Below are 23,689 nucleotides of genomic sequence, written 5' to 3'. Positions count from 1 at the left end.
ATGTCAGAGAGTTGGATGCGTAAAGTTAGTTTTTTCGGGTTGCTGGCCGCGGGGTAGTAGTGCGGGTCGGTTGCTTAGCACGGGAGGGAGTAGGCTCCTCTTCTACAGCAGCTTCCCCGCCGGGAGCCTGAGGCGTAGTAACCGACCGAACAGCTCCTTTCTGAGCCGGTTGGTTGCGTTCTGCCGAGGCCAGCCCCAGTTCTTCTAGCACGAACTCCGTGTAGTCGTGCACAGGATTCGTGTACAGCATGGTCAGGTCGCCCGATTTATCGAACACAATAGCCAACTGTTTCTTCTTGGCTACTTTCTCAATGGCTTCGAAAACCTGATCCTGCACTGGTTTGGTAAGTTCCTGCCGCTTCTTAAATAGCTGGCCTTCAAATCCGAAGATTTTATTGGAGTAGGCTTTGATGTCCTGCTCCTTCTTCAGAATCTCATCCTGCCGCTTCTTTTTCATCGGCTCTGTTAGAACCACTTCTTCCGCCTGATAATTCCGATATAGCTTATCAAGGTCTTTTTTTTGCGCCTCAATATCTTTCTGCCAATTAACTGAGAGCGTATTGAGTTCCTGCTGAGCCTGAGCGTAGGCCGGCAGCTTGCCCATGATAAACTCGGAATCTACGTATCCGAACTTTTGCGCAAGTGTGGCTTGTGGAACCGCCACCATCAGGAACAGCACAGCGGCCGCTACCCACGAAAACATCTTGTTCATATGGTAAAAGAAGATGAAGTGTCGCTGGCCGCGCCGCCTGGCTTAGCGGATCTGCTGACCAATGATAAAGTGGAACATACCCTTGTCTTGCTTTTGACCGCGGGTATAAGCGGGCACTTTGTCGAAGCCCCAACCATAATCAAACCCTAGCAAACCAAATGCCGACATAAAAATACGGGCCCCTACCCCCGCTGAGCGGTACAACTTATAAGGGTTGTAATCGGTGTAGCGCTCGAAGGCATTACCAGCTTCCGCGAAGCTCAGCACATACACCGTAGCCGCAGGGTTCAAGCTGACGGGGTAGCGCATTTCCAGTACGAACTTGTTGTACACTACGCCCCCATCATTTCCCTCCCGCGCCGTAGGCAAAGAGTTCTGGTCATTCGGGTCAGCGTAACCGCGCAGACCCACGTACTCAGTACCAGCAACGAAGTTGGTAGAACCGCCATAACCTAAGCCTGAACCACCTAGTTTGAAGCGTTCAAACGGCCCAATCTGCCGACTGCTGTTATATGTACCGATGAAGCCAAAGTGAGCACGCGTATTCAGCACCAGCTTTCCTACCACCGGCGAAAACCACGAAGCATCAAACATCCACTTGTGGAATTCTACCCACTCACTAACGCTAGGGTGCGAGCCAGGGAACAGAGAATATGGAGGCGTCAGGTTTACGCTTAAGGCAAGGGAGGAGCCTCGCCGTGTAAACGTAGGATTATCAATACTATTGCGGCTTAAAGTAGTATTGAAAGTGATGTTGTTGGCATTGCCCGTACCATTAGGAAAGAAGTTCGAGCTAAGCAAACTATAGTTGTTTAGCTTGTATTGGGTAATTGACAGCGCGTTGCTTAGTGTGAAGTAGTCGTCAGGCCAGCGCAGGCGGCGGCCTAGGCTCACACTGGCACCGTTGGTTTTGAGGGAGCTGCCCGTTTCAGTATTAAAATTGGTTCCGATGCGGTATATCGTCTTAGTCAAACTCACTGAAAGAGAGTTAGGCTTGCGCCCACCCAACCAAGGCTCCGTGAAAGAGAAGGAGTAGGCCTGGTACTGCAGACCGTTGGCCTGTACGTTCAGAGCCAAGCGCTGCCCGTCGCCGGCCGGTACCGGCGTCCAGTTGCGCAGGGAGCCCGCTTTGCGCAGAGAGAAGTTGTTGAACACGAGGCCCACCGTACCGATAAAGCCGGCGTAGCCACCCCAACCGCCCGAAAGGGTAATTTGGTCGGAAGGCTTTTCTTCTACGGTGTAGTTGATGTCTACTGTGCCATCAGCCTGATTAGGCACAGGATTTAGGCCAATTTTCTCCGGGTCGAAGTAGCCCAGTGTGGCTATTTCCCGCTGGCTGCGGATAAGCTGCTCCCGGCTGAAATTATCACCCGGCAAGGTGTAAAGCGCCCGGCGTACTACGTGGTCGGAGGTTTTTGTATTACCGGCAATATTCACATCCTTGATGCGCGCCTGTACTCCTTCCGAAATTCGCATCTCGATGTCAATCGAGTCGCCTTCCACCTTAGTTTCTACAGGTTCGATCTGGAAGAAGAGGTAGCCGTCGTTCATATAGAGCGACGTCACGTCCTGGCCCGTAGGATTATAGTTTAGGCGCTTATCCAGCGTTTCCTTGCTATATACGCTTCCCTCCTTAATGCCCAGCACTGAGGCTAGGGTTTTGTCGTCGTAAAGGTAGTTGCCTTTCCAAGTGATGTTGCGGAAGTAATACTTCGGCCCCTCATCTACCTTAACAACAAGGCGCAACCCATCCCCTACCCGCTCCAGCGTATCCGACAGGATTACGGCATCACGGTAGCCCTCGCCATTGTAGAATTCAATAAGCTTCTGCTTGTCGTCGGCAAACTCTTTGGTCTGGAACTTACCCGAGTTGAAGAACTTGGGAAACTTTTTCTCCTTGGTCTTCTTGAACTTGCCTTTCAGCTTGCCATCCGAATACGCAGTGTTTCCCTCAAATACGATGTCCTTAATCTTGACTTTGCTGCCCTTGTCAACCTTGATGTTCAAGGTAACACTGTTAGACAAAGAAGAATCCGGAATTTGAGTAATCGTGACTTTGCTGTCCAGGAACCCCTTATTGGTGTAGAACTTCCGCACTTGGGCGCGGGTGTTGCTCAACAAGGCATCTGTAACGACTTTACCCCGAATCAGTTTGATCTTGTTTTTCAGATCATCAGCCTGCCCTTTTCCAATGCCGGAAAACTCGAACTTAGAAAGCCGCGGACGCTCCTTCAGGTTGAAATCCAGGAAAATGCGGGTGCCTTCGGTGCGGGCAATGCTCACGCTTACGTCGCCTAAGATGCCTTGATCCCAAAGCCGACGGATTGCTTTACCTATTTCTTCGCCAGGAATAGTAATTGGGTCACCTATTTTCAACCCAGTGAGCCCAATCAGCGTATTAGTATCGAGGTAGCGCGCGCCACTGACGGTAATACCCCCTAGGGTATAGCGTTGCGGCTGCTCACCAGTAGCAGAAGGCTGAATTTGCGCCGTGGCGCCACCGGTTGGTGCAGCACCCAGCGTTAGTGCCAGCGCAGCCACCGGAAGAAGCTTATGATAGGAAGAACTCATGTTCTGTAATTACGAAACGGTTAGCTGCTCACTGGTTTTCCCGAACCGACGTTCCCGCTGCTGGTAGGCTCGCAGGGCGTCATAGAAGTGCTCACGCCGGAAGTCAGGCCAAAGCAGGTCGGTAATAAACAGTTCCGTGTAGGCCAGCTGCCACAACAAGAAGTTACTAATACGCTGTTCACCACTGGTGCGAATCAGCAACTCAGGGTCTGGGATACCAGCTGTTGAAAGGTAGCCCGCCACTGTCTGCTCTGTTACCTGATCAGGCTGCAGCCGGCCAGCGGCCACTTCCGCCGCTACTCGTTGTGTAGCCTGGGTCAAGTCCCAACGCCCACTGTAGCTCAGAGCTAGCAGCAGCGTCATCTGCGTGCCGTCTTTGGTCAATTCAATAGCTTCCGCCAGTTCCTTCTGACAGGAAGCTGGCAGGTTTTCAATCTGGCCAATGGCTTGCAGCCGGATGCTGTTTTTCAGAAGGGTAGGCGTTTCCTGCCGAATCGTGTGCACCAGCAGTTGCATCAGCGCCATTACCTCATGAGCAGGCCTCGACCAGTTCTCGGTTGAGAAAGCATACAACGTCAGATAGCGCACACCTATTTCAGCGGCTGCCTCCACCGTTTCACGCACGGCCTTGATGGCGCTTTGGTGCCCAAAAATGCGTAAGCCACCCTTCTGTTTGGCCCACCTACCATTACCATCCATGATAACGGCTACGTGGGCAGGAATATTCTGGGAATCGATTTCGGACCGGACGGCCATCAGTACTTTTTGCGTAAAGAGGCTGCAAGTTACGCAAATGGTTGCATTCAAGTCTGCCCAATAATGTGTTGTGCTCTACGTCCCTAATACGAACATCCCCCGGCACTTAGTATAGTATGCCGAGGGATGTTCAGATAAGGGTGCTCTTAGTCTCTACGTCCGGTTGCTTGCCCATTCTCAGGGCAGCGAATCTTATAGAAAGTGTAGGAAACGCTTATACCATTGTAGTAGTACCAATCTTTATCATGTGGGTTACCTACCAAATCATTCTGTTGCCTCGACTTGCCATCAACATGATCCAAGTCGTCGGTAAATGTTTTACGGGCACCCGCTTCCAGCCCTAGGTTCCAGTGTTCAGACAAAGCATACTTGAACCCAAGACCCGCTGGTATAGCCAGACTGATGAGTCCTCCCTTTCGGTTCAGGGCAGTGGTGCTGCTAGTAGTTTCCGTACTAGCATAAAAACCCGCTAGTCCCACAAATACATAAGGCGTAAAGTGCACTTTGTCGCGGCGGTTATGGTAGTCGAAGAAGTTATATTCTACTACCCCCGAGGCTTCTATCAATCCTCCTTTTGTATTGGCCTGACGGTACCGGGCTAGAGGAGTAACTTGCTTCGTCACACCCTTCACATTGCCATCGTTGGCTCGCAGGAAACCTGCGGTTAACCCAGCACGCAAGGATATAGGTACCGAAACATCCTTACGGTAGAAGGCCGTTAGGGCTGGGCGGTTATTACGAAACTGGTAATGTGGCGACAATTCGCCCTTATAATTCAGACCACCTAAGCCAATTCCTAGCTCACTGGTATTCTGGGCGGCTGCAGTAAAGGCAAAAAAAACACTCCCCATCGGCAGTAAGCCAACAAGGAGTGTTTTGAAGCGTTGCGAATAAGTCATTAGACTGGCTGTTGGTGAAAATCGACAGCCAGTTTACTGGCTATCGGAACTTGGGGCTTCTTACTCGCGGAGCGAGAATATAGTTTACCGATACACCCAGAGTAGTGTACCAATCTTTCTCGTTGCTCTTGCCACGCATCTGGCCACCTTGGATGCCTTTGGTATAAGTACCGGGCAGTTCTTTGGTGATGTCCCAGCCAAAATACCGGGCAGCGTCGCTCGAAAGAACAGAAGGATTAGCTACGTAGTTGCCACTTACGTCGTCAAGGTAGTCAGTAAAGGTCTTACGGAAGCCGAGTTCCAGACCGATATCGAACAGCTTGTTGAGCTTGTAACGAGCACCAGCACCGAACGGAATTACAAATTGCGTTTGTGAGTAGGCCTCTGACTGTCCTTCCGTTCTTAACGGCTGAAGAGCAATATAATTGCCATTCGCATCCAAACCTTTGGGGTTGTGGTGAATTACACCAATACCAGCGAATACGTAAGGAACAAAGTCAGGACGGCGGATGTAGTTATTACGGTTCTCAATCAGGTCAAATACACCAGTAGCTGCTAACTCCACAATGTCATTGCGGAAGTTCATATTCCGGTTGTTGCGAAATTTAGCGTCCGGATCATTTACATCGGCTGCTTTAGAATCATCGCCGCTGATACGACCGTAGGTAAGCGAAGCACGACCAGAAATACGCGGAGCAAATCGACGTGTAAACGTCAGGCCGGCGTTGAGGCGGGTTGCTCCCGGACGGAAGCTCGGGATGCTAGGCTTTGGAGTAATGTCACCAAAGTAGTTCATGCCACTTATGGTCACTCCAACGGAATTATACTGTTTCCGCTTGCTGAATTGCTGCGCACTCGCTTCCGTCGCTACCAGTGCGAGGACCAGCAGCAAGGCCGTAGTGTAGGTGAAGAATTGCTTCATATTAAGCGAAGGTTAGAAATATTCAGGTTGAGGAACGCGAAAATTGTACGGACACGGTCGCAGTCAGCAACAAAAGTAGAAGATGACGTCAACTTAAAAAACTATTAATGGAAAATCTCTATGCTTAGATAGGTATGCCTGCCGGATTTCGTCGGTCAAGGCCCCAGTTAAGCTTACTGCGCAAGGTACTCAGGAAGTTAACGTGGTTCAGCTTTACCAGACGAGCATTGAAATTTTCCCGGCGAACAGCAATCTGAATTCCGGCCTCCACAGTTTCAGAGCGTGAATCGAGAGAGAGCAGGAAATTGTTACTCCGGCCCTCAATCTCGAAGGAAATGACGCTACGGTCTGATACAATTAGAGGTCGTACGTTCAGATTGTGGGGACATACGGGAGCAATGATAAAATTGTTTGTTTGAGGGAGCATTACGGGGCCGCCACAGCTTAGCGAGTAACCAGTGGAGCCCGTTGGGGTAGCAACAATCAGTCCATCGGCCCAGTAAGAATTCAAATACTCTCCATCAATGTATGTGTGTACCACAATCATGGAGGAAGAATCCCGCTTGAGGATACTGAATTCATTGAGGCCGAAGTTGATAGATCCGAATGTATCGGGGTCGGTATCTACCCGAATCAGGCTGCGGTCTTCCAGCACAAAGTGCCCTTTGAAGAGTGAGTCAAGAGCAGGCGAGATTTTATCGGGCGAAATGGTGGCCAGAAAGCCTAGACGGCCAGTATTGATGCCCAAAATTGGAATCTGGAGCGGGCCTACGTAGGTAACTGTATCAAGCAGGGTACCATCTCCACCGATGCTCAGGACGAAATGTGTCCCTTTTAGGGAGTCGCCGCGGCGGAAGGTGCTGATGCTTTCAGGTAGTTCTATCCGTTCGCGAAGACAGGCATAAAAGGATTCCAGAATGCAGACCTCTGCCTGACGTTGGATCAGCTCAGTAACCATCTCCTGCATGAAGGGGGTCAGACTATCGTCAAAGGGCTTACCCAGAATGGCAATTTTCATAACAAAAACATAACCTGGCTGATGGGCAGCAGGATGGCTAAATAGGAAACTGCGTACGGAAAAAGAAGCCTCCTTGCTGTTCCCGGGTGCGGGCGTATTCTAGCGTGAAAACCCAGTCGTAATAGGTGACCAAATGGAGCGCAACGCCACTGGAAGCTAATAGGCGATTCGCCAACCGGTTGGTTGGCCACAAAGTAGGCTGCCGAACATAGCCTATATCAGCAAAAGTATTCAGATAAAACACGAGTGGAATCGTGTTGAACTTAGCTGTACGCAGCCCCTGTATCCGCAGCCGGCCTACATCCAAGAGCTGGTACGTTACCCCCTGTTGCAACAAGCCAAAGTGGCGGCCATCTATAACGTACGCATCATAACCTCGAACCAGTGTTTCGTAGCCTAGGGCCCGGTTGTCAGCATAGCTCACAGCGCGAGCGAGGCGCACCTGCGCCTGTGCTCCAACGCTATAGTAGAACGGACCGCCCAGAGCTATATAGCGGGCATACCGCCCTCGTAGCGTAAGGATGTCTGGGGTACCACCCGTTAGGAAAGTGCGGTAGGACAGACCGACTTGGGCATACTGCCCTGTGAGGGGGTAGGCAAAGGTATTTCGCTGGTTGAGGGTGCTGGTTAAGCTAACCTCTACGTACTCACGGCGCGGGCCATGGAGATAGTAGCGAGGATTGTAATACAGTACAGAATCGGAAATCCGCTCGCGGTGATATGCTACATCGAGCGCCGTGAGGTGTTGCACGGTGCGGCGCCAGCGCAGGCCCAGACTACCGTACTGCCGCTCGATGGGAAAACCTTCTTCCTGACGCAGGTTGACGAGCTTGTCCTGCACGGTGGCATAGTCGAGGGCGCGGCTGCGGTAATAGGAAAAACCCGCACCGAACCCAATTCGGCGGCGCCGACCGTAGCCAGGGGCCTCATAAAACAGCTCGTATTTCCGATTGAAGCCTAACTGCAGATTTCCCAGCAGTTGCTCGTTGCGGCCCCGAAAGTTGCGACGCACCAGATGTAGGCCGTAGTCAACACGCTGCCACCGGTCAGGGCGGTCGAGCCAGGAGCGGAAGTTGCGGTCAGCTAGAGAGAAGATTGGGACAGGGAAAAGATACCACCGCTCCTGTACGCTATAGAGCACAGTCAACTCGCCGTTGCGACATACCGCCTGCACCAGCACCTGGTGAAACAGCTGCAGGTTAAACAAGCGTCTTCGGTTAGCTTCTAGCCGTTTACCAAGGGTAGTAGCCGAAAGAGTGTCACCTTCTCGGAAATCCAGCTCTGCCCTCAACACGGTTTCCTTGGTGATTTTATTGCCGACGAACAGGATGTTGGCTACCTGCAGGGTAGTATACTCCGGACACTGCACACGTACCAGGCTATCGGTAGAAGTTCGGCGTAACGAATCAGGAAGCGTAGTCTGGGATATGCTTGTTGGCGTAGCCCCTACCGGAGCTGACGGCAGCAGGCCGAGCAATAAAGTCAGTAAACAAATCAGCACTTTGGTTTCCGCCTCAGATATTCAGGTAGCGGAGTAAGGCATCGTAACGCTGCTGCTCGTCTTCGCTAACCTCTTCGGTACCGCTGAACTGGGCCGTGATGGAATAGTTAAAGCGCTCGAGGGTAGCAATAATGCGCGTGATGTTGGGCGTGTTCAGCTTAAGCGTAAGCCGAATTCGGTAGGGGTCGTGCTCGTCCTGCGCGACGTGGGCACTTATGATCTTTGCGTTGTTTTCCTCTACGTAGCGGCTGATCTGGGTCAGAGAATAATCTCGCTCTTCCATAGCCAGCACAATAATGCCTTGCTGACTGCTAGCCACAGGCACTTTTCCAAAAGCTGCCAGCGTGTCGCTCACGGTTACTACCCCCAGATACTCGTGCTGATCGTCGAGCACGGGTACCAGCTGCACTTTATTCTGGACGGCCAGCTCAATAATGTTGTAAAAATGCTGGTCGCGCTGAACGTGTACGTTACTGAACCGCAGCGTCATGTCCCCCAGAAGTCGGGAGGCAGCTTCTTGGTCCAGCAGATCGGATTCCGTGATGAGGCCCCGGTAGCTTCGGTTATCAAGTACGGGCAGCTGACCGACGTGAAACTCTTCCAGCCAGCGAGCCGCCTTCTCCATTGAGTCCGTCACCTTCAGGGGCGGAATCATTTGATTCAGTAAATCTTCGGCAATAATGGAGTTCATGGGCGCAGCGAAGGGCAGAAAAAGCGTAGGAACACTACCAAAAGAACAGGATTCAGCTTTACATACGTAGGGAGCTTGCTAAAAGAACACCACAGCCGGCTCAATAGCTGCCTGTAGCGGACGAACGAACCGACAACCAGGGTTACCGGTCAGCTACGGCTACCCCCGTACGAACCAGAAACTGTTGCAGCAACTGATTAAACTCCCGGGGACGCTCCATCATGGGTGCGTGGCCGCAGTGGTCGAGGAAGCGCAACTCAGAACTGCGGATGAGGCGGTGAAACTCATGCGCTACTACCGGCGGAGTAATCGTGTCGTTCAGGCCCCAGACTAACAAGACAGGAATGCGGATGTTATGAAGCTCCTTAGCCAAGTTATGCCGTTGGGCTGAGCGTGCGATGCTGATAATGCGCAGGCACTTGGCGTTGGAGTTCGTGACACTGAATACTTCATCAACTAACTCCTGAGTAGCCACGGCGGGGTCGTAGAAAGTGTACGCCACCCGCTCCTGCACGTAGGCGTAGTTACCGCGCTTGGGGAACGAGCCGCCCATGCTATCCTCAAACAAGCCGCTGCTCCCCGTCAGGACTAGACGCGACACGCGCGCAGGGTTGCGCAGGGTATAGACTAGCGCAATATGACCTCCCAAAGAGTTGCCAAGCACCGTACACGGCTCGTGCAGGTCAATAGCGGACAGAAAATCTTCGACAAACCCTACCAGGCCCGGCACGCCGGCTTTAGTTAGGGGCATATCATAAATTGGTAGCAGCGGAATAAGCACCCGGTAGCGGGGGCTGAACTCGGCCACTACGTCCTGCCAGTTGCTCAGAGCCCCGAACAGGCCATGCAACAGCAGCAATACCTCACCGGTACCTTCGTCCACGTACTGAAAACCGGTTTTCTCCTTAATCTGCAACTCCATCTTCTCGGGGAATTTACTGCTTAGGCCAGCGGGGCCGGAGCAGACTGTACAATGATACAATTCTTGACCCAATTGCCTAACAAAGCCAAGCCATTGGGGGTAAGCAGGGCCTCCGGATGAAACTGGACTCCATACAAAGGCAGCGTACGGTGCCGCAGCGCCATAATTTCACCCTCTGAGGCGGTGTATGCCAGCGCCTCCAGAGTGAAAGGCAACTGCGTCAATACAAGGGAATGATATCGGGTAACGGGCATCCGGATTGGTAAATCCGTGCTTAGGGGGCTGGGCCTCACCCATTCTATGTCCGATACTTTACCGTGCATGGGCTTTTGGCTCCGTTGTAAGGTAGCCCCGAAGAACTCGCCCAACGCTTGATGACCCAAGCAAACGCCTAACATCGGTACTCTCGTATGATACGCCTGTATAAGCTCTGGCATGACGCCCGCCGCGGCCGGTGTGCCGGGCCCCGGCGACAACACAATACCGTCGAAAGAGAGCTGCTGCAGTTCGGCTAAGGGAGTGTTGTTACGGCGTACTTCTACCTCGCACCCTATTTGCCGAAGATAATCGAGCAGATTATAGGTGAAGGAATCGAAATTATCTAGCAGCAGCAAACGACACATACGATACGAATAGCACGAGAGCCTTATAACTACCCCGGCGGCTTTACCGCTTGCGGCTGGGGTAGCCCCGGCTAGAAAACCTCCTTCAGTTTATCGAGTAAGCTGCCCGCGAAGGGTAACACTACGCCTACGATACTCAGAGCCAAGGGGGTAGCCTCACGCACCACGGGCAACACCTGCGACTCGGCAAGAAGCTGCGGCGAAATCAGCTGTAGGCCGGCCATCCCGATGCCGTGCAGTAACAGGCTCAGGCCTAGCACCCATTTCAGCACCCCACTAACAGCGCCGCCTAGGCTATCGAGCGTGCCGAAGGGGGTGAGGTGCACAGCCGTCCGGATAAAGCCACTCAGCAAGTGTACGCCCCAGCCGATTGCCACAAAAACCAGTACGAAGGATACCAAGGGCAGCAGTCCGAAAGCTTCGCCTACGTAGTGGCGCACCAGCGGAATGGCATCGTTGAGCAAGGCAAGCCCGCCTACTACCCCTAGCACCAGGGCCAGCAAGGAGGCTACTTCCAGCAACAGCCCCCGTCGGTACCCTTTTACCGCCCCAATACCTAACGGAATAAGTAGCAGAATATCAAAGGCAGACATGGAGCAAGCTGGTGAACTGGGGAGGAGAAAGTTCTGGTAGCTGAAAACGTGCTACGCTGCGTAAGTTACACCATCAGAAAATCGGGCACACCAGTTCACCGGCTTACTTTTTACACGTTGGTGTTGTTAAGCAAATTGTTGACAACCTGCGAAATCTGACGGCCATCGGCTTGGCCAGCCAACTCGCGGGCTGCTACCCCCATTACCTTGCCCAGGTCGGAGGGGCCAGTGGCGCCTACACGCTGAATGATGGAAACCAGCTTCTCTACCAAGTCGGCCTCGGAGAGTTGCTGAGGCAGGTATTCTTCAATGATGGCCAGTTCCGCCAGTTCCACTTCTTCCAAATCGGAGCGGAATTGCTTCTGGTACATTTCGGCGGCTTCGCGGCGTTGCTTGGCGGCTTTGGTCAGGAGCTTCATTTCGGCATCAGCCGTCAGGGCCGCGCCATGCTGGCCTTCGGCAGTTTCGGCCAGCATAATCTGAGATTTAATGCTGCGCAGGGCCGTCAGGCGCACTTTGTCCTTGGCCAGCATAGCCTTTTTGATATCGGCGTCGATGGTTTCTTTCAGAGCCATAGCTAGGGGGATAATGAGGGTACAAGATTACGGCTTATTCCCGACAACCGGGGTAGCAGGACAGGGTTGCCTGTGTACCAGCCGGCTTAGCGCGTCAAGCAATATGGTCGGCTGCTTTCTGGCTTAAGCTTCTGCTTATTCCACCGTTCCAGGCCAAACTCGTAGTAAAGGCATTGGCTCCGGCCGGAGCAGCTACCGCAATCCTACAGTGGTAAACGGAAAGCAAGGCCGCTTGTTTGCGGTTGTATCTTTGTCTGATTCACCTTTTCTCAGCTATGACCAAGCTCAGCGTAAACATAAACAAGATAGCTACCCTGCGGAATGCCCGCGGCCATAACCGCCCTGACCTCCTGCAAGCCGCCCGCGACTGTGAGCGGTTTGGCGCCCAGGGTATCACGGTTCACCCGCGCCCCGATGAGCGGCACATTCGCTACCAGGATGTGCGCGACCTGAAGCGGGTAGTCGGCACGGAGCTAAATGTGGAAGGCAACCCTACCCCCGATTTTCTGGACTTAGTGCGGGAAGTACGACCCGAGCAGGTTACGCTGGTTCCTGATGCTCCAGACGCCATTACCTCCAACGCAGGCTGGGACACCGTTCGGCATCAGCAGTACTTACAGGATGTAGTGGCTGAGCTAAAGGGCTTGGGAGCCCGTGTGAGTATTTTTCTCGACCCTGTGGTGGAATTGGTGCACGCAGCAGCCAGCACCGGCACCGACCGGATTGAGCTATACACCGAGGACTATGCCCGCCGCTTCCACGCCGACCGTGAGCAAGCCATCCGGCCCTACCGCGAGGCGGCGGAGGTAGCTCAGCAGTTGGGCCTAGGCCTGAACGCGGGGCACGACCTCGACCTAGATAACTTAGCTTATTTGCAGCAGAACCTACCAGGCCTCGCGGAGGTTAGTATTGGCCATGCCTTAATCTGCGATGCGCTGTACATGGGGCTTGAAAATACCATTCAGCTCTACCGGCGGCAGTTGCAGTAGTCTGGCGTCGCTTCTCCTGTTTTCCTGCTGCTCAACTTCGCGTTAGCCTCTTTTTATGCCCCGTATTACGGTTCCTGAGTTTCTAGAAGGTCCCGCCGAAGCCCCCATCTTAGATGTGCGGGCACCGGTGGAGTATGCGCAAGGGCACATTCCCGGAGCCGTAAGCTTTCCTTTGTTTACCGATGAGGAACGGGCCCGCATTGGAACCACCTACAAGCAGATGAGCCAGGAAAAGGCTGTGTTGCTCGGCCTCGATTTCTTTGGCCCACGCATGAGCCAGATGGTAAAATCGGCTCAGAAACTGGCCCCGCACAAACAGGTGCGCCTGCACTGCTGGCGGGGCGGCATGCGCAGCGGGGCGGTGCTGTGGCTGCTGGAGCTGGCCGGCTTTCAGGTTCACCTATTAAACAAAGGCTACAAGGACTACCGCCATTGGGCGCTGACCGAGTTTGGCAAGCCTCGCTCCTTGCTGGTATTGGGTGGCCTCACGGGTTCAGGCAAAACCGATGTGCTGCAGGCCTTGGCCGCCACCCAGCAACCCGTGTTGGATTTAGAAGGGCTAGCCAGTCATAAAGGCTCAGCTTTCGGCAGCATTGGCCTACCCCCTCAGCCTACGCAAGAGCAGTTCGAAAATGACCTGGCTGCGGTGCTGGCAACTTTGCCGGCGCAAACGCCTACCTGGGTTGAAGACGAAAGCCGCACCATCGGGAGTGTGCACGTGCCCCCTCCCCTGTTCGCGCAGATCCATTCCTCTCCGCTGCTAGTGCTGGAAATTCCGCGCGATGTGCGGGTACGCAAGCTGGCTGAAGAATACGGCCGCCACGACCCGGCTGCCCTCGCCGCTAGCATTCTAAAAATTCGGAAACGCTTGGGCGGGCTGGCCACCAAGGAAGCTCTGGCCGCCATTGGAGAGGAGGATATGGAAAAAATGGTCAGCCTTGTGCTCGATTACTACGACCGCACCTATAGCCATGGCCTCGAAGGCCGGCGGGTGGTGCGCGTCAACTCCGAAACTGCCGACCCACTGGTGAATACAGAACTGGTGCAGCAAGCGGCGCAGAGGGCCGGTTTGCTCTCCCCTACCCCCTCAGAACAGGTCAACCCTGGCGCCTGATCTAGCCTACCGCTTCCCTTCCATTCGTATTCCTTCTTCTATGTCTCTCGCCCCCGAAACCACCGCCCAAGTTCGTCTTACGCAATACAGCCACGGTGCTGGCTGCGGCTGCAAAATTGCGCCCAAGGTACTCGATCAGATTCTGCACACCAGTATTCCGCAGCCTCATGATGAGAAGCTACTGGTAGGTAACTCTTCCCGCGACGATGCAGCTGTGTATGACATCGGCAACGGGCAGGCGCTCATCAGCACCACTGACTTCTTCATGCCCATCGTAGATGATGCCTACGACTTCGGGCGGATAGCTTCGGCCAACGCCATTTCCGACGTGTATGCCATGGGTGGACGGCCCGTTATGGCTATTGCGGTGCTGGGCTGGCCCATTGACAAGCTGGCGCCCGAAGTAGCTCGCCGTGTAATTGAGGGTAGCCGCAGCATCTGCGCGGAGGCCGGTATTCCGCTGGCTGGCGGCCATAGCATCGACTCGCCGGAGCCGATTTTTGGTTTGGCCGTAACGGGCATGCTCGACATCAAGAATCTTAAGCAGAATGATACTGCTACGGCTGGCTGTGAGTTGTACCTAACCAAACCATTGGGGGTAGGCATGCTGACCACTGCTCAGAAACGGGGGATTTTGCGACCTGAGCACGAACAGATTGCCCCGCAAAGCATGATGCAGCTCAACAAAATAGGCGAGCCGCTGGGCAAGATAGAGGCCGTGCGCGCCATGACCGACGTGACGGGCTTCGGGCTGCTGGGACACCTTTCGGAGGTGTGCGAGGGTAGCAACCTCACGGCTGAGGTGGACTTCAGCAAAGTGCCGTTGCTGCCGGAAGCAGAGGAATACCGTCTCCAGAGGTCGATTCCGGGCGGCACAGTGCGCAACTGGGATTCGTACGGCCATAAGATCGGGGAGATTACGGAGGAGCAGCGCCAATGGCTCTGCGACCCGCAAACGTCGGGTGGGCTGCTCGTGTGCGTGGACCCTGCTGGCCGGGCTACTGCACAGGCAGTATTTGCCGAGTACGGCCTCAGCCTAGAGCCTTTTGGGCGTCTGCGGGAGCACACGGCTGGTGAGCCCTGGATTCTGGTACGCTAAGCGGGCCCTGAATGAAGATATTACCCTTTTTAAAGCCGCTACTGGAAGCAGCCGCGGCCGTTACGCTTATGGCCGTTGGCCTACGCGTGATTACCAACTTTTTCACCCGCAAAAGCCGTGTGTACCGGCCCACATTTTTGCGGCAGTTTGCGCTGCTGTTCTGGCCGCTGCTGTGCTTGGGGGTAGGCATGCCGTTTCTGGTATCCTTTTTTTACCTCAGTACCCTCGCTACCTATGAGCTGGTGCTACTAGTTGCCATAGCAGCAGTAGTGTTGGGGTTTTCGCTGCCAGCTTTTATCCTGCACAGCCAATACTACGCCCGCAACCTACATACTACCCTTGTTTTTGACCCCAAGCAGAATGTGTTAGAAGTGTATGAAGGCAGGGTGCGAATTCCTTTCGGTAAGAGTGACCTTGTAAAGGTGGAGCGAGTTACCTGTCAATCGGAGCGGCTTTTCTGGAGCAACTACACGTACCTGAAGCTGCACCTACAAACCGGCGAAGTGTTAACGCTCACTTCCCTGTTGACCAACCTGGAGCCAGTAACAGATTTTCTGCGCAATACGCCTCTGGAGAGAAAGCAACGCTGGTTTTGCTGGGCCTAGCATTAAGGCTTTCAGTAGTACTAAGGGTAGCATTCTCAGTGCAACATTAAGCCGATTCAATTGCTCACAACGTTATATTTTATAGCTACTCTTCTATATTACAGAACCTAAGTCCCGCTCCCTCCGAGAATTCTATCTGGAATTCCTGCCATCCTATTGCCTATCGTTGCTGATGCAGCGTCTGTTATTCCTCTGCTTTCTGCTCTGCGCGGTTGCGTGTACTACGGTAGCTGCCCAAACAGCCCCGGAAGCCAAGCTCTTACGCAAGTTGCGTACTCAGCCCTCTGACACCGGTAGGGTGCGGCTGCTGAACGCCTTGTGCTATGAGCTGCACGACAATGCTCCTACCCAGGCATTGGCCTACGGTGAGCAGAGTGTGGCCCTGGCCCGCGGCCTCCAATACCAGCCAGGACTACTGCGGGCATTGCTGAATCTGGCGAGTTGTTACGCCAACCTCGCCGATGGTCCCTATGCCCTGCAGCTTCAGCAGGAGGCCTTACAACTGGCTCGCCAGCTCAATGACCCAGATGGCATTGTGCGCAGCTATGCTGGCATGGGCGGCGTATACCACGAGCGCAACGATACGGCAGCAGCCCTGCGCAACTACCGCCGCGCCCTGAAGCTGGCCTACCAGCCACGGGTGCGCGTACGTACCCAGATTATGCTGTTTGGCAACCTGGGCAACCTATACTTCTACCTGCGCCGTCGGCCTGAAGGCTTGGTTTTCACGCGCCGGGCGCTGCAGCTAGCCCGCCGCACCGGCGACCGGGCTGGCGAATCGCTGTACCTAGCCGATCTGGGGTCCTTCTATATGCAGATGGACCAACTGGAAACTGCCGAAGGGTTGATGCGGCAGGCCGTAACGATAGTTGAGTCGCTCCAAAATCACCGCTTTGAAGCTGGGCACTTGGAGCTTCTTGCCACCGTGCTGCTCCTGAGGGGCAATCTGGAAGAAGCAGAAGAACTTACTACCAAGGCGCTGCAGTTGGCCCGGCGCATTAATTACCAGGAGCGTGTATTGGATGCCTACCATCTGATGGCGGAGATAAATGCCAGTCGGCGCCAGTTTGAAACGGCCTTCGACTGGCAAAACCGCTTCCGCGACCTGAATGACAGCCTGAACAGCCGCTCCCGCGTGCAGACCCTCACGGCCCTGCAAACCCGTTATGAAACGGCCGAAAAGGAAAGCCAGATCCGGCAGTTGACAGAACGAAGTAAGAGCTCCCAGCAGCGCAACCGGGCCTTGTGGGTAGCTATTGCGGCACTCTTGCTGGGCTTGGGTGGGGTAGGGTTATTCTATGTGAAGCTTCGCCGCAGCCAAGCGGCTCTGGCTATCAACCATCGTTTTCTGGAAGAAGCCACCAAGGAGCTGCGCCAAGTGGCAGAATCAAAAGACCGGCTGTATGCTATTGTGGCTCACGACCTGCGGGGACCCGTTACCTCGTTCGCGGGCGTTACCGAGCTGATTGATTTCTACCTCAAGCAAGGCGACGAACAGGGCCTACGCCGTTTGCCCAACTTGGTCCGGCAGTCCGCCCATCAGCTCAACCACCTACTCGACAACCTCCTAAACTGGGCCGTCAACCAAAGCGGCGAGTTAGCCTTTCGCCCGGAACGTTTGTCGGTGGAGTCTCTACTCAGTCAAACCATACAGCTGTACGCCAACACCGCAGAGGCCAAACAGATAACGCTGGAGCTTGACGCTTCAGAGGAATTAGCAGTATGGGCTGATGCCCACATGACCCAGACGGTACTGCGCAACTTAGTCGGCAACGCCCTAAAGTTCACCCCAGCCAACGGCACTATTCGGCTGGCCGCGGAGGCGTTGTCAGGATCAGGGGTACGCCTGAGTGTTACGGACACAGGCACAGGCATGGAGGCCAGTCAGGTAACTGCCTTGCTCACTGATGCTGGCCCCAATACTTCTACACGGCGTGGCCCACGCTCTGGCACGGGCCTAGGGCTGCTGCTGTGCCGGGCCTTTGTGCAGCGCCAGGGGGGTAGCCTCGATATTAAAAGCGGACTAGGCCAAGGCACTACGGTAGCCATTACACTACCTGCTGCCCGGGCCTAAACCTCTGGAAGGTTTCTGCTAAAGCCAAAGTCCGCATCTTTGCAGGGTTATGCTGCAACTTCACTTCCGCGAAATGGGGCAGGGCTCCCCACTGGTTATTCTGCACGGCCTGTTCGGCACCCTCGACAACTGGCAGACGCTGGCCCGCCGGTGGGCTGGGGCCGGTCATCGGGTTATTGTGGTGGATTTACGCAACCATGGCCGCTCGCCCCACGCTCCGGAGCATACTTACGCCCTCATGAGCCAAGATGTGCTCGGTCTGTTCGATCAGCTCCAGCTTGGGCCCGATACAACTTTGATGGGCCATAGCATGGGCGGCAAAGTAGCCATGCGCTTCGCCCTTGATTACCCCCAACGCTTGGGTAAACTTGTTGTGGTGGACATTGCCCCGCGCTTTTCCGACATGCGCCACCAAGACGAAATTGTTGCCGGCCTGAATGCCGTGCCACTGGCTGCATTAGAAAACCGTCAGCAGGCCGACGACGCCCTGGCTCAGTACATTCGGCAAGTAGATGTGCGTCAGTTTCTACTCAAAAACCTGTACCGCCGCGACGACAACTCCTTTGCCTGGCGCCCCAACCTAGCGGTTCTGACTGCCGAAATGGAGGACATCGGGGCAGAAATCAGTGCTGAGCAGCCGTTCCTTAAACCTACCCTGTTTATTCGGGGCGGCAAATCGGACTACGTTACTACCGAAGACAAGCTCTACGGCATCCCTACCCTGTTCCCGAACTCGCAGGTAGAAACCGTAGCGGACGCGGGCCACTGGGTACACGCCGAAAAGCCGGAGGAAGTATTTGGGCTGGTGAAGGCATTTATTGAACAGTAAGCCGCCCCCTATTTTGAAAGGCATACTCTACCTTATTCCTACCGTATTAGCCGAGGACACCGCTGCCCAGGTGCTACCCCCTCAGGTGGCCGCTCAGGTAGCGGGTTTATCGTACTTTTTGGTGGAAAATGCCCGCACGGCGCGGCGCTTCATTAAGAGTGTAGCTCCGCAGCAGATAATTGAGGAGCTGCGCATCAGCGTCATCGACAAAGACAGCACCGAAGCTCAAATTCAGGCAGCGCTGGCCCCGGTAGCAGCTGGCCAGAACGCCGGCGTTATTTCCGAGGCCGGCTGCCCTGGCATTGCCGATCCGGGTGCGGAGTTGGCCCGACGGGCCCACCAGCTGGGTATTCGGGTGGTGCCGCTGGTAGGACCGTCGTCGTTGCTGCTGGCCCTGATGGCCTCCGGCATGAACGGGCAGAGCTTTGCCTTCCACGGTTACCTGCCCATCGAGCGGGCCAAGCGGGTGGCTACCCTCAAGAAGCTGGAGCAACAGGCCCTGCAGCAGCACCAAACTCAACTGTTCATCGAGACACCCTACCGCAACCTGCCACTACTGGAAGACCTACTCCAGACTCTGCATTCTGGCACTCGGCTATGCATAGCCGCCAGCCTTACCGCCGAAAACGAGTTTGTGCGCACGGATACCGTAGCAGGCTGGAAGAAAGCCGGGCTGCCGGACATTCATAAGCAGCCCGCCGTTTTCCTGATTGGACACTAAGCCAACCATAACGTCAACGGCCTGCTGAACTGAGTTCAGCAGGCCGTTGACGTTATAGGCAAATCTTACTTTAGCAGTTGATACACCAGCAGGGAGGAGACGTAGGCCAGCCCCGTCATATAGAACATCTGGAGCAGAGGCCATTTCCAGCCCTTGGTTTCGCGGTAGGTAGCAGCCAGTGTGCTCATGCACTGCATGGCAAATACGTAAAACACCAATAGCGAGAAGGCCCGCGCAGGCGTGAAGAACGGCTGCCCGCTGTCATCCTTTTCGGCGGCCAGTTTCTGCTGCACGGTGAGCTCTGTAGCATCCTGCCCAACGCTATAAATTGTGCTGATGGTACCCACGAACACCTCACGGGCAGCAAAGGAAGTAAGCAAGGAAATGCCGATTTTCCAGTCGAAGCCTAGTGGGCGGATGGCCGGCTCGATAAAGTGGCCGAAGTGGCCGGCATATGAGCTTTCCAGCTTCTCGGAGGCTACGCGGCTTTCGACCTCTGCGGGGGGTAGGGATTGAGCAGTAGCCTCGGCGCGGGCCTGCGTTTCGGCCTGCTCCATAGCGGAACCCGGACCATAGGAAGCTAACACCCACAATATCACGGAAATAGCCATGATAACCTTGCCAGCCTGGAACACGAACGCCTTCACCTTCTCGACGATGGTGATGCCCACGTTTTTCCAGCGGGGCCACCGGTACACCGGAAACTCCATAATGAAGTAGCTCCGATCTTTGGTGCGCATCAGCAGCTTCATGGCCCACGCGGAACCCACTGCCGACACAAAACCGAGCAAGTACAAGCCCATCAGAGCCACCCCGCGCAGGTTGAAAATTCCTAGCACCGTTTGGTCAGGCACTACCAGCCCAATCAGCACTGTATACACCGGAATGCGCGCCGAGCACGACATGAGCGGCGTCACGAAGATGGTAATGAGCCGGTCTTTGCGGTTTTCGATAGTGCGCGCGCTCATGATGGCTGGCACGGCGCAGGCCATACCCGAAATCAGGGGCACTACGCTTTTGCCGTTCAGCCCAAACTTGCGCATGATGCGGTCCATCATGAACGTGACGCGGGCCATGTAGCCGGTTTCCTCCAGCACAGCAATGAAGGCGAACAACAGGGCAATCTGCGGGATAAAAATCAGCACCCCGCCCAGGCCTGCCAGAATTCCTTCTGTCAGGAGGTCAATCAGTGGCCCGTTGAAATGCTCTTGAATTGTCCCGTTAATCCAGGCCACCCCAGAGTCAATCAGCTCCATGGGGTAGCTGGCTAGCTCAAACACGGCCTGAAACAGCAGAAACAACACAGCCAGGAAAATCAGGTAGCCCCATACCTTATGGGTCAGCACCCGGTCAAGGCGGTTGCTATAGGGCTCGTTCTTCTCCGTGCGCGTCACTGACACACAGTTGAGCAGAATCTCGTTGATGCGGGCGTAACGGTCAATGGTCTCCTGGGCCTGCCGGGCGGTAGGCTCAAAGCCGTACTTTTCCGTCAGCTCCTGGATATACGCCCGGTCGTCGGAACTCAGAAAGCCGATGTGACGGTACTGGTGCGCATAATGCAGGGCCAGATAGTCGTTGTGCAGGTTGAAGTAGTAGCGGATCTGCCGAATCATAGGCAGCAGCTCTTCATCGGGCACATAAAAGCGGGTGGCAGGCGCATCCAGCGTCTGCGCCATCACAATCTTGAGGGCAGTGATGCCTACTCCCTTACGGGCATTCATCGGAATGATAGGGACACCCAGCTCTTCCTGCAGTGCGGACACGTCAATCTTGACTCCGTGCTGCTCGGCTACGTCCATCATATTCAACGCCAACACGGCTGGCAATCCCATATCCGCTAGTTGACTGAACAGCAGTAGATTCCGACGCAGGTTGCTGGCGTCGGCGGTCACTACCACAAAGTCGGGGTACTGAGGGCTGCTCTGGTCGTAGAACAGGTCCGTAATCACCTTTTCATCCAGGCTCTTGGGGTAGAGCGAGTAAGTACCGGGCAAGTCAATAATCTCGGCCCGGTGATGAGGCGTGAGTTGGCTGATTCCGGTTTTACGGTCTACCGTTACGCCCGGAAAGTTTCCTACCTTCTGGTTGAGGCCAGTAAGCTGATTGAACAGCGAAGATTTTCCGGAGTTGGGGTTGCCAACCAGCGCAATGCGTGTCAGCGGCCCCGGATGACGCAGAGCGCTACTTTCCAGTTGGGCTGCTGATACCCCTACGCCGGCCCGGCCAGAAAGTAATTGCCCGCCTACCATGTACTCAGGTTATTTCAGAAGAATAGTTGCGGCTTCACTTACGCGCAACGATAAGGTGTAATCGGCCATGTCGCCTACCACCACTGTGATGGGGCACCCCAGAGGAGCCCGGCTATTGAGCCGCACCTGTGTACCCGGAATGCACCCCATTTCCAGGAGCTTCAGCGCCATTTCAGGATCTTTCAGGCAGCAGATAGTGCCGCTCTCCCCTAACTGGAGGTCTTTCACGCTACGGGGCGTGGTCGGCGACGGGGCAAGGGATGAGCGCTTCGACACAGGTGGTTTATTTAGACTTACTTCAAACAAAGGTACCACCCTTTTAGGTTTCGGCCAAAATCAGGTTTTTATAGAAGCTTGCATTTCCAGGGTTCAGTTACTGAGCCATAACCGCCTGATTTGTAATTATTCCGAAGACAAATTGCATTGGTATAAATATTCTCAGAACACTTGCATTTAGTGCCCGGATTCATTGTAATTTTGGGATATCATATACTGTCTGCATATGCTTCAACGCGTACTTTCTCTTCTCTTCTTTGCTTTGCTTCTTCCGGCACTGAGCTTTGCTCAGGAGAACAAAATCTCGGGCCGCGTCGTCGATGAAAAGACTAAGGAGCCGATTCCCTTCGCCTCTATCGGCCTGAAGGAAGAACAAACTGGTGCTCTGACCAATGAGTACGGCTATTTCCAGATTGCCATGCCCGAGAAGAATCCGCAGGATTCGCTGGTAGTGGTTGCCCTGGGCTATTTCCACAAAGCCGTTCTGATCAAGCCAGGCATCAAAATCCAGGACATGATCATCGAGGTTCCGAAGCGCGCCATTGAGCTGAAGGAAGTAAAGGTGGTCAGCAGCGCTAAAATCAAGAACCTGGACCTGGGTTCGAAGTCGAACACCCCTGGTGAAGGCATGATTCAGGGTATGCCAGGCAGCCAGTACGCCTTTTTCGTGAAAAACGATAAGGGTAAAAAGCTGGGCAACGTGCGCTCGGTATCCTTCTACATTGGTGAAAACGGCTTCCCGCGCGAACCGTTCCGGGTGCGCCTCTACAAAGCCGATGGTAACTACAACTCGCCCAACACCGACCTACTGACCGAAAACATCGTGGTATCGGCTCCTAAAGGCGGCGAGTGGTACACTATCGATTTGACCCAGTATAACATTGAAGCACCGGTAGAAGGTTTCTTCGTGGCCATGGAGTGGATCGTGAGCGGTGACAAGTTCTACACCACGAACTTCATGGATAACTATACTCCTTACGGTCAGATCTTGCGTCCTACCTTCGAATTTAAGGAAAGCCGTACCTGGAACTACACCATCGGCCGTGGCTGGAGCCTGATTACACTCGCCAACAATGGCATGCGCTACAATGCCATGATCCGGGCCGAAGTAGACCAGATCAAAGACTAAATCACGGATTTAGAAGGATTGCACGGCTTTTAAAGTTGCTTTCCTACCCTATCCAAACAAAAAAGGCTTGCTAGATGGCAAGCCTTTTTTGTTTTCTAACAGATTCGAGAAATCTGTCTGAATTCGTAATTCTATTTGCGCACAGCAATTTCTACGCGACGATTTTCCTGGCGACCAGCAGCCGTAGCGTTAGAGGCAACTGGGGCTGATTCGCCCATGGGCTCCAAGCTGACCTTGTCGGCTGCTACCTGTCCATTGTTCACCAACCAGTCGCGCACGGCGGCGGCCCGCTGGGCGCTTAGCTCCCGGTTGTAGTTCTTATCGCCACGCGAGTCGGCGAAGCCCATTACCTGAATGTCTTTGCCACGGTAACGACGGGCAATAGAGGCACTGATTTCAGACAGCGCACGGGTAGCAGTTGGCTTGATTACGGCTTTATCGGTATCGAAAAGCACTTTTTCTTCCAGGCCATACACGTTGTACTGGTCGTCGCTGCGCACATTGATTTCGGGCAGGTCAATTTCTTCCAGCTTGATATCGGCTAGCTTGGCTTTGGTCATATCCCAGGCGTTGCCAACGGCATTGCCGGCTTTGTTGGCAGCATTACCGGCTGCATCGGCAGCAGAGCCAGCGGCATCACCGGCGGTCTGACCGTCGCGGTACACCACGGCAGTATCGGCAGTAGCTTCCTGGGGCTGGTCTTTTTCCTCTGGTTTTTTCAGGTCGGAGCAGGAAGCCAGCAGCGTGGTAGCGGCCAGCAAAGAGAGAAGGTGCTTTTTCATGGATTAGGGAAATAAGATAGGAGAGCTACAAGTACGTAA

23 protein-coding genes are annotated in these 23,689 nt (G+C 54.4%); 8 read left to right on the top strand and 15 right to left on the bottom strand.

Annotation, left to right across the window (positions count from 1 at the left end):
- Nucleotides 1–25 precede the first annotated feature (25 nt).
- The 12 genes from DNI29_RS15380 to DNI29_RS15325 form a co-directional block, all read right to left on the bottom strand.
- Nucleotides 26–712 carry an OmpH/Skp family outer membrane protein gene (locus DNI29_RS15380; RefSeq protein WP_110979009.1) on the bottom strand — a complete coding sequence of 229 codons (687 nt, stop codon included), beginning with the start codon at nt 710–712 and terminating at the stop codon, nt 26–28.
- A 42-nt stretch (nt 713–754) separates the two neighbouring features.
- Nucleotides 755–3,283 carry an outer membrane protein assembly factor BamA gene (bamA, locus tag DNI29_RS15375; protein ID WP_110979008.1) on the bottom strand — a complete coding sequence of 843 codons (2,529 nt, stop codon included), beginning with the start codon at nt 3,281–3,283 and terminating at the stop codon, nt 755–757.
- A 9-nt stretch (nt 3,284–3,292) separates the two neighbouring features.
- Nucleotides 3,293–4,039, bottom strand: a complete 747-nt coding sequence (gene uppS / locus DNI29_RS15370) for an undecaprenyl pyrophosphate synthase (RefSeq protein ID WP_110979007.1) — start codon at nt 4,037–4,039, stop codon at nt 3,293–3,295.
- Between the two features lie 146 nt (nt 4,040–4,185).
- Complete coding sequence (porG, locus tag DNI29_RS15365; RefSeq protein ID WP_110979006.1) at nt 4,186–4,938, bottom strand: type IX secretion system protein PorG; 753 nt, start codon at nt 4,936–4,938, stop codon at nt 4,186–4,188.
- Between the two features lie 40 nt (nt 4,939–4,978).
- Nucleotides 4,979–5,860 carry a DUF6089 family protein gene (locus tag DNI29_RS15360; protein ID WP_110979005.1) on the bottom strand — a complete coding sequence of 294 codons (882 nt, stop codon included), beginning with the start codon at nt 5,858–5,860 and terminating at the stop codon, nt 4,979–4,981.
- Nucleotides 5,861–5,984: 124 nt separating this feature from the next.
- Nucleotides 5,985–6,878, bottom strand: coding sequence for an NAD kinase (locus DNI29_RS15355; protein ID WP_110979004.1), 894 nt, complete (start codon nt 6,876–6,878; stop codon nt 5,985–5,987).
- A 37-nt stretch (nt 6,879–6,915) separates the two neighbouring features.
- Nucleotides 6,916–8,247 carry a POTRA domain-containing protein gene (locus DNI29_RS15350; RefSeq protein WP_123823275.1) on the bottom strand — a complete coding sequence of 444 codons (1,332 nt, stop codon included), beginning with the start codon at nt 8,245–8,247 and terminating at the stop codon, nt 6,916–6,918.
- Nucleotides 8,248–8,392: 145 nt separating this feature from the next.
- Nucleotides 8,393–9,070 carry a CBS domain-containing protein gene (locus DNI29_RS15345; protein ID WP_110979002.1) on the bottom strand — a complete coding sequence of 226 codons (678 nt, stop codon included), beginning with the start codon at nt 9,068–9,070 and terminating at the stop codon, nt 8,393–8,395.
- Nucleotides 9,071–9,212: 142 nt separating this feature from the next.
- Nucleotides 9,213–9,992 carry an alpha/beta fold hydrolase gene (locus DNI29_RS15340; protein WP_110979001.1) on the bottom strand — a complete coding sequence of 260 codons (780 nt, stop codon included), beginning with the start codon at nt 9,990–9,992 and terminating at the stop codon, nt 9,213–9,215.
- Nucleotides 9,993–10,012: 20 nt separating this feature from the next.
- Nucleotides 10,013–10,615: an anthranilate synthase component II gene (locus tag DNI29_RS15335; protein ID WP_110979000.1), complete on the bottom strand. Its 603-nt coding sequence runs from the start codon at nt 10,613–10,615 to the stop codon at nt 10,013–10,015.
- A 71-nt stretch (nt 10,616–10,686) separates the two neighbouring features.
- Nucleotides 10,687–11,208, bottom strand: a complete 522-nt coding sequence (locus DNI29_RS15330; protein ID WP_110978999.1) for a CvpA family protein — start codon at nt 11,206–11,208, stop codon at nt 10,687–10,689.
- A 110-nt stretch (nt 11,209–11,318) separates the two neighbouring features.
- On the bottom strand, nt 11,319–11,783 hold the full coding sequence (locus DNI29_RS15325) for a GatB/YqeY domain-containing protein (protein ID WP_110978998.1): 465 nt from the start codon (nt 11,781–11,783) through the stop codon (nt 11,319–11,321).
- Nucleotides 11,784–12,058: 275 nt separating this feature from the next.
- On the opposite strand from DNI29_RS15325, the gene DNI29_RS15320 reads away from it, so the two are divergent.
- The 7 genes from DNI29_RS15320 (at nt 12,059) to DNI29_RS15290 (ending at nt 19,214) form a co-directional block, all read left to right on the top strand.
- Nucleotides 12,059–12,772 carry a pyridoxine 5'-phosphate synthase gene (locus tag DNI29_RS15320; RefSeq protein WP_110978997.1) on the top strand — a complete coding sequence of 238 codons (714 nt, stop codon included), beginning with the start codon at nt 12,059–12,061 and terminating at the stop codon, nt 12,770–12,772.
- 55 nt (nt 12,773–12,827) lie between these two features.
- Nucleotides 12,828–13,886 (top strand): tRNA 2-selenouridine(34) synthase MnmH, encoded by a 1,059-nt coding sequence (gene mnmH, locus DNI29_RS15315; RefSeq protein WP_110978996.1) that lies wholly within the window; start codon nt 12,828–12,830, stop codon nt 13,884–13,886.
- Nucleotides 13,887–13,926: 40 nt separating this feature from the next.
- A complete protein-coding gene (gene selD, locus DNI29_RS15310) occupies nt 13,927–14,985 on the top strand; it encodes a selenide, water dikinase SelD (RefSeq protein WP_110978995.1) in 1,059 nt (352 codons plus the stop codon).
- Nucleotides 14,986–14,996: 11 nt separating this feature from the next.
- Nucleotides 14,997–15,590 (top strand): PH domain-containing protein, encoded by a 594-nt coding sequence (locus DNI29_RS15305; RefSeq protein ID WP_123823274.1) that lies wholly within the window; start codon nt 14,997–14,999, stop codon nt 15,588–15,590.
- A gap of 172 nt (nt 15,591–15,762) precedes the next feature.
- The gene (locus tag DNI29_RS15300; RefSeq protein ID WP_110978993.1) at nt 15,763–17,664 is read left to right on the top strand and encodes a sensor histidine kinase; all 1,902 of its coding nucleotides are present in this window, start codon (nt 15,763–15,765) and stop codon (nt 17,662–17,664) included.
- 49 nt (nt 17,665–17,713) lie between these two features.
- A complete protein-coding gene (locus DNI29_RS15295; RefSeq protein WP_110978992.1) occupies nt 17,714–18,493 on the top strand; it encodes an alpha/beta fold hydrolase in 780 nt (259 codons plus the stop codon).
- 13 nt (nt 18,494–18,506) lie between these two features.
- The gene (locus DNI29_RS15290; RefSeq protein WP_110978991.1) at nt 18,507–19,214 is read left to right on the top strand and encodes an SAM-dependent methyltransferase; all 708 of its coding nucleotides are present in this window, start codon (nt 18,507–18,509) and stop codon (nt 19,212–19,214) included.
- Between the two features lie 65 nt (nt 19,215–19,279).
- On the opposite strand, the gene feoB is transcribed toward DNI29_RS15290, so the two are convergent.
- Together feoB and DNI29_RS15280 are read right to left on the bottom strand one after the other, a co-directional pair.
- Nucleotides 19,280–21,463, bottom strand: a complete 2,184-nt coding sequence (gene feoB / locus DNI29_RS15285) for a ferrous iron transport protein B (protein ID WP_110978990.1) — start codon at nt 21,461–21,463, stop codon at nt 19,280–19,282.
- Nucleotides 21,464–21,472: 9 nt separating this feature from the next.
- On the bottom strand, nt 21,473–21,691 hold the full coding sequence (locus tag DNI29_RS15280) for a FeoA family protein (protein ID WP_238388107.1): 219 nt from the start codon (nt 21,689–21,691) through the stop codon (nt 21,473–21,475).
- Nucleotides 21,692–22,001: 310 nt separating this feature from the next.
- Here DNI29_RS15280 and DNI29_RS15275 point away from each other — a divergent pair, with 310 nt between their 5' ends.
- Nucleotides 22,002–22,868 carry a carboxypeptidase-like regulatory domain-containing protein gene (locus tag DNI29_RS15275; RefSeq protein WP_162303627.1) on the top strand — a complete coding sequence of 289 codons (867 nt, stop codon included), beginning with the start codon at nt 22,002–22,004 and terminating at the stop codon, nt 22,866–22,868.
- A gap of 131 nt (nt 22,869–22,999) precedes the next feature.
- On the opposite strand, the gene DNI29_RS15270 is transcribed toward DNI29_RS15275, so the two are convergent.
- A complete protein-coding gene (locus tag DNI29_RS15270; RefSeq protein ID WP_110978987.1) occupies nt 23,000–23,650 on the bottom strand; it encodes an OmpA family protein in 651 nt (216 codons plus the stop codon).
- Between the last annotated feature and the right edge of the window lie 39 nt (nt 23,651–23,689).

This window comes from Hymenobacter sediminis (assembly GCF_003231285.1).
GTDB classification, from domain to species: Bacteria; Bacteroidota; Bacteroidia; order Cytophagales; family Hymenobacteraceae; genus Hymenobacter; species Hymenobacter sediminis.
This window is presented reverse-complemented; position numbering and strand designations above follow the sequence as displayed.

Excerpts from the sequence above, each read along its gene's own strand:
- DNI29_RS15380 (WP_110979009.1), bottom strand. The coding sequence starts at position 712 with ATGAACAAGATGTTTTCGTGGGTAGCGGCCGCTGTGCTGTTCCTGATG.
- bamA (WP_110979008.1), bottom strand. The coding sequence starts at position 3,283 with ATGAGTTCTTCCTATCATAAGCTTCTTCCGGTGGCTGCGCTGGCACTA.
- uppS (WP_110979007.1), bottom strand. The coding sequence starts at position 4,039 with ATGGCCGTCCGGTCCGAAATCGATTCCCAGAATATTCCTGCCCACGTA.
- porG (WP_110979006.1), bottom strand. The coding sequence starts at position 4,938 with ATGACTTATTCGCAACGCTTCAAAACACTCCTTGTTGGCTTACTGCCG.
- DNI29_RS15360 (WP_110979005.1), bottom strand. The coding sequence starts at position 5,860 with ATGAAGCAATTCTTCACCTACACTACGGCCTTGCTGCTGGTCCTCGCA.
- DNI29_RS15355 (WP_110979004.1), bottom strand. The coding sequence starts at position 6,878 with ATGAAAATTGCCATTCTGGGTAAGCCCTTTGACGATAGTCTGACCCCC.
- DNI29_RS15345 (WP_110979002.1), bottom strand. The coding sequence starts at position 9,070 with ATGAACTCCATTATTGCCGAAGATTTACTGAATCAAATGATTCCGCCC.
- DNI29_RS15340 (WP_110979001.1), bottom strand. The coding sequence starts at position 9,992 with ATGGAGTTGCAGATTAAGGAGAAAACCGGTTTTCAGTACGTGGACGAA.
- DNI29_RS15335 (WP_110979000.1), bottom strand. The coding sequence starts at position 10,615 with ATGTGTCGTTTGCTGCTGCTAGATAATTTCGATTCCTTCACCTATAAT.
- DNI29_RS15330 (WP_110978999.1), bottom strand. The coding sequence starts at position 11,208 with ATGTCTGCCTTTGATATTCTGCTACTTATTCCGTTAGGTATTGGGGCG.
- DNI29_RS15325 (WP_110978998.1), bottom strand. The coding sequence starts at position 11,783 with ATGGCTCTGAAAGAAACCATCGACGCCGATATCAAAAAGGCTATGCTG.
- DNI29_RS15320 (WP_110978997.1), top strand. The coding sequence starts at position 12,059 with ATGACCAAGCTCAGCGTAAACATAAACAAGATAGCTACCCTGCGGAAT.
- mnmH (WP_110978996.1), top strand. The coding sequence starts at position 12,828 with ATGCCCCGTATTACGGTTCCTGAGTTTCTAGAAGGTCCCGCCGAAGCC.
- selD (WP_110978995.1), top strand. The coding sequence starts at position 13,927 with ATGTCTCTCGCCCCCGAAACCACCGCCCAAGTTCGTCTTACGCAATAC.
- DNI29_RS15305 (WP_123823274.1), top strand. The coding sequence starts at position 14,997 with ATGAAGATATTACCCTTTTTAAAGCCGCTACTGGAAGCAGCCGCGGCC.
- DNI29_RS15300 (WP_110978993.1), top strand. The coding sequence starts at position 15,763 with ATGCAGCGTCTGTTATTCCTCTGCTTTCTGCTCTGCGCGGTTGCGTGT.
- DNI29_RS15295 (WP_110978992.1), top strand. The coding sequence starts at position 17,714 with ATGCTGCAACTTCACTTCCGCGAAATGGGGCAGGGCTCCCCACTGGTT.
- feoB (WP_110978990.1), bottom strand. The coding sequence starts at position 21,463 with ATGGTAGGCGGGCAATTACTTTCTGGCCGGGCCGGCGTAGGGGTATCA.
- DNI29_RS15270 (WP_110978987.1), bottom strand. The coding sequence starts at position 23,650 with ATGAAAAAGCACCTTCTCTCTTTGCTGGCCGCTACCACGCTGCTGGCT.